At 41.9% G+C, this 6,000-nt stretch carries 5 protein-coding genes; 2 read left to right on the top strand and 3 right to left on the bottom strand.

Translation table 11 applies throughout. The annotated features are described in order from the left end of the window. Positions 1 to 130: 130 nt before the first annotated feature. On the bottom strand, positions 131 to 1,405 hold the full coding sequence (locus ACYQ28_RS03215) for a TolC family protein (protein ID WP_460048040.1): 1,275 nt from the start codon (positions 1,403 to 1,405) through the stop codon (positions 131 to 133). A gap of 122 nt (positions 1,406 to 1,527) precedes the next feature. After that, positions 1,528 to 1,911 carry a hypothetical protein gene (locus ACYQ28_RS03210; protein WP_460048038.1) on the bottom strand — a complete coding sequence of 128 codons (384 nt, stop codon included), beginning with the start codon at positions 1,909 to 1,911 and terminating at the stop codon, positions 1,528 to 1,530. Between the two features lie 492 nt (positions 1,912 to 2,403). Between ACYQ28_RS03210 and ACYQ28_RS03205 the strand changes: the two genes are divergently transcribed. Beyond that, entirely contained in the window at positions 2,404 to 3,894 is a 1,491-nt protein-coding gene (locus ACYQ28_RS03205) for a M48 family metallopeptidase (RefSeq protein ID WP_460048036.1), read from the top strand. Between the two features lie 49 nt (positions 3,895 to 3,943). Here the strand turns inward: ACYQ28_RS03205 and ACYQ28_RS03200 are convergent, their stop codons facing one another. Further along, positions 3,944 to 4,177 (bottom strand): SlyX family protein, encoded by a 234-nt coding sequence (locus ACYQ28_RS03200; RefSeq protein ID WP_460048034.1) that lies wholly within the window; start codon positions 4,175 to 4,177, stop codon positions 3,944 to 3,946. A 226-nt stretch (positions 4,178 to 4,403) separates the two neighbouring features. Here ACYQ28_RS03200 and ACYQ28_RS03195 point away from each other — a divergent pair, with 226 nt between their 5' ends. Beyond that, on the top strand, positions 4,404 to 5,333 hold the full coding sequence (locus ACYQ28_RS03195) for a UDP-2,3-diacylglucosamine diphosphatase (RefSeq protein ID WP_460048033.1): 930 nt from the start codon (positions 4,404 to 4,406) through the stop codon (positions 5,331 to 5,333). Positions 5,334 to 6,000 lie beyond the last annotated feature (667 nt).

Genomic DNA, 6,000 nt, shown 5'->3' with positions numbered 1-6,000 from the left:
TCTTCGTGATTAGAGTGTATGCCCGTCGCATTTAAATGGGCACCATAAACACTTAAAACACTCATAAAAATAATCTGAGTAAGAATTGTGGGTTTCATACATAAGCCTATAAATTCGGGGAATTTTTCTGTTAATTAAATAAATTAAAATCGCTGGTGTTATACAGCGCAGAAAAATTTGAGAGATACATTAATTCGATGGTTTTTAAGAAAAACGCTCTTTCTAGCTCGATACCCGCAACCGCGGTTTGATTACGCTCTTCGTTTAAGCGCAAGTATTCTGCGGTGCCTATGTCGCCTAAACGCCATTGTTTTTCTAGGAGTAATGTCGAGTCATTAAGCAGCGTATTGGTGGTATTTTTCCAACGCAGATAATCGGTTTTTAACAACCGCCACTGCTGTTGAGCGATAGCAACACGGTGTTTAAAGGACATGGCTTCCTGTCGATAGTGGGCTTCCAGCGCGTGCGCCTGTTGCTGAGCAGCGATGGGTTGATACTTCAAACGCTGGGATTGACCCAGTGGCACACCAAAACGCAGCGCAACTACGGATTCGCCTTCGTCCTCTCCCACACCAATACCCAAGGTCGGTTGGATTTTAATGGATTTTTCAACAACGGCGGATTGCTGTAGCTGTAGTTGCCATTGAGCTTTTGCCAAAAGAACATCGGGATGACTCAAATCAGAAGTATCTTCACTAAACACATAATTTACGAAGATTTCAGCAAGTGCCTGATCAAAAACCTGAGTATTAATTTCGGTAGAAGAAAACCACTGATTAAAAACATACTCGGTTTCTAGAGTGGCACTTTGCTGTGTCGCAATCGAAGCTTGTTTGCGGGCGAACACCAAATCAGCCATGTTTTTGTCAACCAAACCAAGATCACGATTACGAGCCCGCTCAGCTACTAAAGCACTTAAGGCATCAAGCTGCTGCGTTTCTAATAAGGCTTGGCTATTTAACTTACGATCACTGTACCAAGTAACGTATACCTCTAGCGCCTCTCGCAGTTGTTTGAGTTGCGCTGCCATAAGCTCTTGCTTGGCGGCAATTTGCAGCAACTTGGCTTGCTCAAGCTGCTCGGAATGAACTCCCGACCAATCCAGTGTTTTAGAAACACCCAAAAACACATTATTGTCGTCGCCGTTTTTTTCTAGCTCGGCTTCCAACTCGTAGTCGTAAAGTGGTCTTTCTAAACCCTTTGAATCGGACATTTGTGCGAGATATTGATTTTTTAGCACATCGGAACTCGGATGCTTTTTAACCGAATCCAGCAGCCAAAATAACCACTGTCGCTGGCTTTGTTCACTGGCATAAGCGAAGTTTGCACAAACACAGCTCAGCACAACAGCTAACACATAGTTCAGTATTCTTTGGGAAGATCCCAACGTTAAAAACCTTGTCATAAAGAATCCCTACATCAAGCACATGCTATCTGCGAAAGCCAACCATCAACGAGAACGAGATAGAGCCGTCGCGATTACGTGCTATTTAAATTTTAAAAATAGAATAGTTGTGCGCGCAGGGATTACGCGCTTGGAGGTCTGAATAAAGGGAAAGGATCAAAAGAAGTGGTTGGAAAATGATACTTTGAAAGTGCCGCAATACGCTCTTGTGGAGCAGAATCAGTGGATGTATTCAGAATTGCGTGGTGACCGTGTGTATGGCAATGACAGCAATGGTGGCAATCTTTACTCGGTAGTTTGGAATCTTTTAAAGCGGCTTTATCAAGGTTAATCACTGAAGAGTCACCCACTGCGTCTTCTAAATTTTTCACGGTGGTATTTTCAGCGAGCAATTTATGATCGTGCTTGAACTCTAGGTGATCGAGACCGTTTTGATGATATTGATGAATATCAGCAATCGCTGCGAAGGATTGCAATGCAACCATTAACGCAAGGAGTTGTGCCAAGAAAAATTTCACCACTAACAGCTCGTTCAAAAAGGTTCTAAATGAGAAGTTTTTACAATAACAAATTGGCGCAGAAATTTCTATGCGCCATTAAAAGATACAATAATAAATACTCAGCTCAGCACACAGAGAAATTAACAAATCTCCTCATAAAAAGGTTTTTTTAATTATTTATCAGTACTTTAAACAACAGATTTAAAGTAATTTATTCGATAAATTATCTGCATAATAAACACACAAAAACGTCTTTGCTAAAAAAAATTCACAGCTGAAACAATCCTTAAAGCTCTATTTTTAGACAGATTCAAAATTGTGTCTTTGCTTGATTTTTGCTCAAGCGAACAAATCTTTCGAAGATATCTACTAAGTCGTAACAATTATGATAAGTTGAACATTACGTCATCTTAAGCATCTTAAAAGACACGCTTTTCCGACTGAAATCAGAGAACGGCTGTACACTGATATTGGTTTTTACAAAGAGATATACCTATTGTGCTCTTAGCAAAAAAAATAGATTCAAAATCATTCATTCCTAAACGATTAACTCAAAGTCTCTGTGCGTCAGCGGCTACATTGATACTGTTGGTTGGTGGCACCTCTTCGCCAACAGTTAGGGCGGAAATCCGGCTACCCGATTTGGGCGATGGCAGCTCTTCACGTATTTCGCCGCAACGTGAAAAGATACTGGGTCAAGCTTGGCTAAGAGCGTTTAGAGCACAGGTTCGCACCTCTAGCGATCCGCTCATGTACGAATACATTGAGCAGCTCTTACAAGATCTTGCACCCTACAGTCAGTTAAGAGATTACAACTTAGACTTGGTGATTATTCCTAGCCCAACCATTAATGCATTCGCGGTCCCCGGCGGCGTTGTTGGTGTGAACACGGGACTCTTCCTGTATGCAGGAACCGAAAACCAAATGGCTTCGGTACTCACCCACGAACTTGCGCATTTAAGCCAACGTCACTTTGCGCGATCGCTAGAGCAGCAAGCAAATTCAACCATTCCCACCATGGCTGGGCTTTTAGCGAGCTTAATTTTAGCGGCGGCGACCGGCAGCACCGATGCTGGTTTAGCGGCGCTTTCTGCAACCCAGGCAGCAGCTTTAGATTCACAGCTCAGATTTAGCCGACAAAACGAGCAAGAAGCCGACCGACTTGGTTTTCAAACCATGATTGCCTCTGGACGAAACCCAGAAGCCGGCGCTGAGATGTTTGAGCGTATGCTACGAGAGTTGCGGTACACGTCTAGACCGCCAGAGTTTTTATTAACGCACCCGGTAACCGAAAGCCGCGTGGCCGATGCTCGTAACCGCGCCCAGAAATTTGAACCTAAACAGTACGAAGTTAATCAGCGATTTTATTTAATGCAGGCCAGAGCAAGACTGATTCACTCAGAAAATCCCAACGTGGCTGCGAAGATATTTCGTCATGAACTGGACGGTGAAACAGCGTCAATGGATGCCAGCCGCTACGGTTTAGGTTTAGCATTAACAGACGCAGGCCAGTTTGATGAGGCCGCAGAACAGTTGCGTTACCTGATCGAAAAAGATCCCAACGAAGTCGCCTATATTACCGCACTGGCAAAACTTGAATCGAAACAAGGTAACGCAGAACAGGCAATTACCCGACTCTATGACGCCTTGCAATCGCGGCCACAAAGCCACCCACTCAATGTTGCCTTATCAGAAGTATTGATGGACGCCGGACGCTATTCACAGGCCGAACTGATATTAACAAACCACAGTGAACGTCGCCCAAAAGACGACTACGTTTGGTATTTACTGGCCGAAGTTCGAGGTTTGGCGGGTAATATTTTGGGTTTACACGAAGCTCGCGCGGAATATTTTATTCTTAATGGTATTTACGACAAAGCTCGAATCCAGCTTAACAATGCTCTAAAAATCGCCGATTCCGACTATAAAAAAGCCTTACTGGAACAGCGACTTGAAGATGTTGATAGGCTTGCGAATGAGAAAATATAAAAACAATCTACTTTAAGATAAATATATAAGATATTGTTTTTATTAGAATTTAATAGTGCGGCGGTCGCTCTTCTAAAGGATCACCGCCCTGTTGCAGCTGATCACGTAAATCTTTAACTCTTCCAACCAGCATATCTAACTTTTTATTCAGTTCGATAATCATTCGATCTTGCTTGGCTATCACTTCATCCAGTGCGGTTAAGTTATCTTCTTGAAAAGCAACACGAGCTTGTAGGTCGTCGATTTGCTGCTGCAAAGATTCGGTCTTTTCAGATACGTTCAAAAATGTCTCGCTTATATCCTGTGGAATAAACACCTATTTTGCCAAACGGGCGCCAATGTAGAAACCCAAAGTCGAAATATTCACGACCAAGGCATCCATGTCGCCAGAATTAACTATTTGGTAAAAATACTGCAACTTTCCTGCAATACACCGCGTTCAATATTCATCCAGCTCAAAAACACCACCCTATTTTTGCTTCCCAGACTCCGGGATATATTTTGACCTGATGAAAGACAACTCTTCCAAGCCCGCCGCCAATTATCGTTCAATTTTTATTTCAGACGTTCATTTAGGCACCAAAGATTGTAAAGCCGAGCAATTAAACCAATTTCTCAAATCACACCGTTGTGAGTCTTTATACATTGTGGGTGATTTTATCGACGGCTGGAGAATGGCGAAAAAGGTGTTTTGGAAGAAAAGCTTCACTCGCGTCATTCGACGCATTTTAAAAATGTCCAAACACGGCGTTAAAATTTATTACATTACCGGTAACCACGACGAGTTTTTAAGAAAATTTGCAAACAACCGTTTTGATACCATTCAACTCATCAACAAAATCACGCACATTACCGCCGACAAGCAAAAATTATTAGTAATGCATGGTGATCAGTTTGATGGCGTAACGCGCGCCCACAAGATATTAAAATGGATTGGCGATTGGGGTTACGACCTATTGATGTTTTTAAACCGCCAGTTCAACTATGTTCGTGCCAAGTACGGATACGGCTATTGGTCATTTGCCGGGTTTCTGAAAACTCATATTAAACGTGCGCAAATGCATATCTCTGACTACGAAGATGTCGCAGCGCTGTATGCAGCCAAACAAGGCTTTGATGGCATTATCTGCGGACACATTCACCATGCAGCAATGAAGCAGCTTCACAATGTGAGCTATTACAATACCGGCGATTGGGTTGAATCTTGTACAGCATTGGCAGAGAACTTTGACGGCAGCTTTGCTTTAATTGATTGGAAAAATCTGGAGAAAGAGTCTAAGACTTCTGGCAAATCCAGTCACCTTGCTCTAGAGCTTAATTTGTTGTCCAATCAATCCGTAAAGATACTTGCCGAAGACTCTTTGGAGCCCACAAACTCCCAGATTTGTGTAAAAACGGAGAGTAAAAATAAAACAGCAAAACAACTCGAAACCGCCTAAAAAAACAGCACACCGTTTTCGTCTAGCCATTCGTAATTTTTAATATGTGAATGGCTCACTTTTTAGCTCACAGAATTTCTCTCACAAACCTTTCCCTTTCTCAGACGCTTTAAAACATCCCTCTTCCAAAGCTATTAATTTAGAAAGCTCCAAACAACCCAAAATACATACAGACGCAATAATAAAAAACTCCTTTTAACTCACAGTGTTCTGAGGCAAGTGCATTTATCATTCACGCAAAGAGCAATAAGCGTCTAAAATTTTAAAAGATTTGGAGGTGGATCTGCTCATTCTGCCAACAATCAAAATCACACAGTATTTATTAGAAGCAACTAGTTGAGCAGATAAAGTCCCTCATCTGCACAGCTAAACGTTGCAAGCCTCAATGTAAGAGTTTTTTATCAAATCCGAATTACTAAAGAGAACTCTGATTAACTCATTCATGATTTAATCAGAGGGCAGAAATTGACAATGCGATTTCCAATGTCTTCACAATTTCAATCACCTACAGTTTTTGAAATTGGCGACATATCCATGTGTCCCTGTGTCGCGAGAGACTCTAGGTTAATCAGAGTTTCCTAAATAAAAGACAAGCACTGGTGAGATTATGTTTTTGATCAAACACTAAAACTGCATAAGAAAATAATTTTTGAGTACAAATTTACAT

The sequence above is a fragment of the Sessilibacter sp. MAH1 genome (genome assembly GCF_054658315.1).
This window is presented reverse-complemented; position numbering and strand designations above follow the sequence as displayed.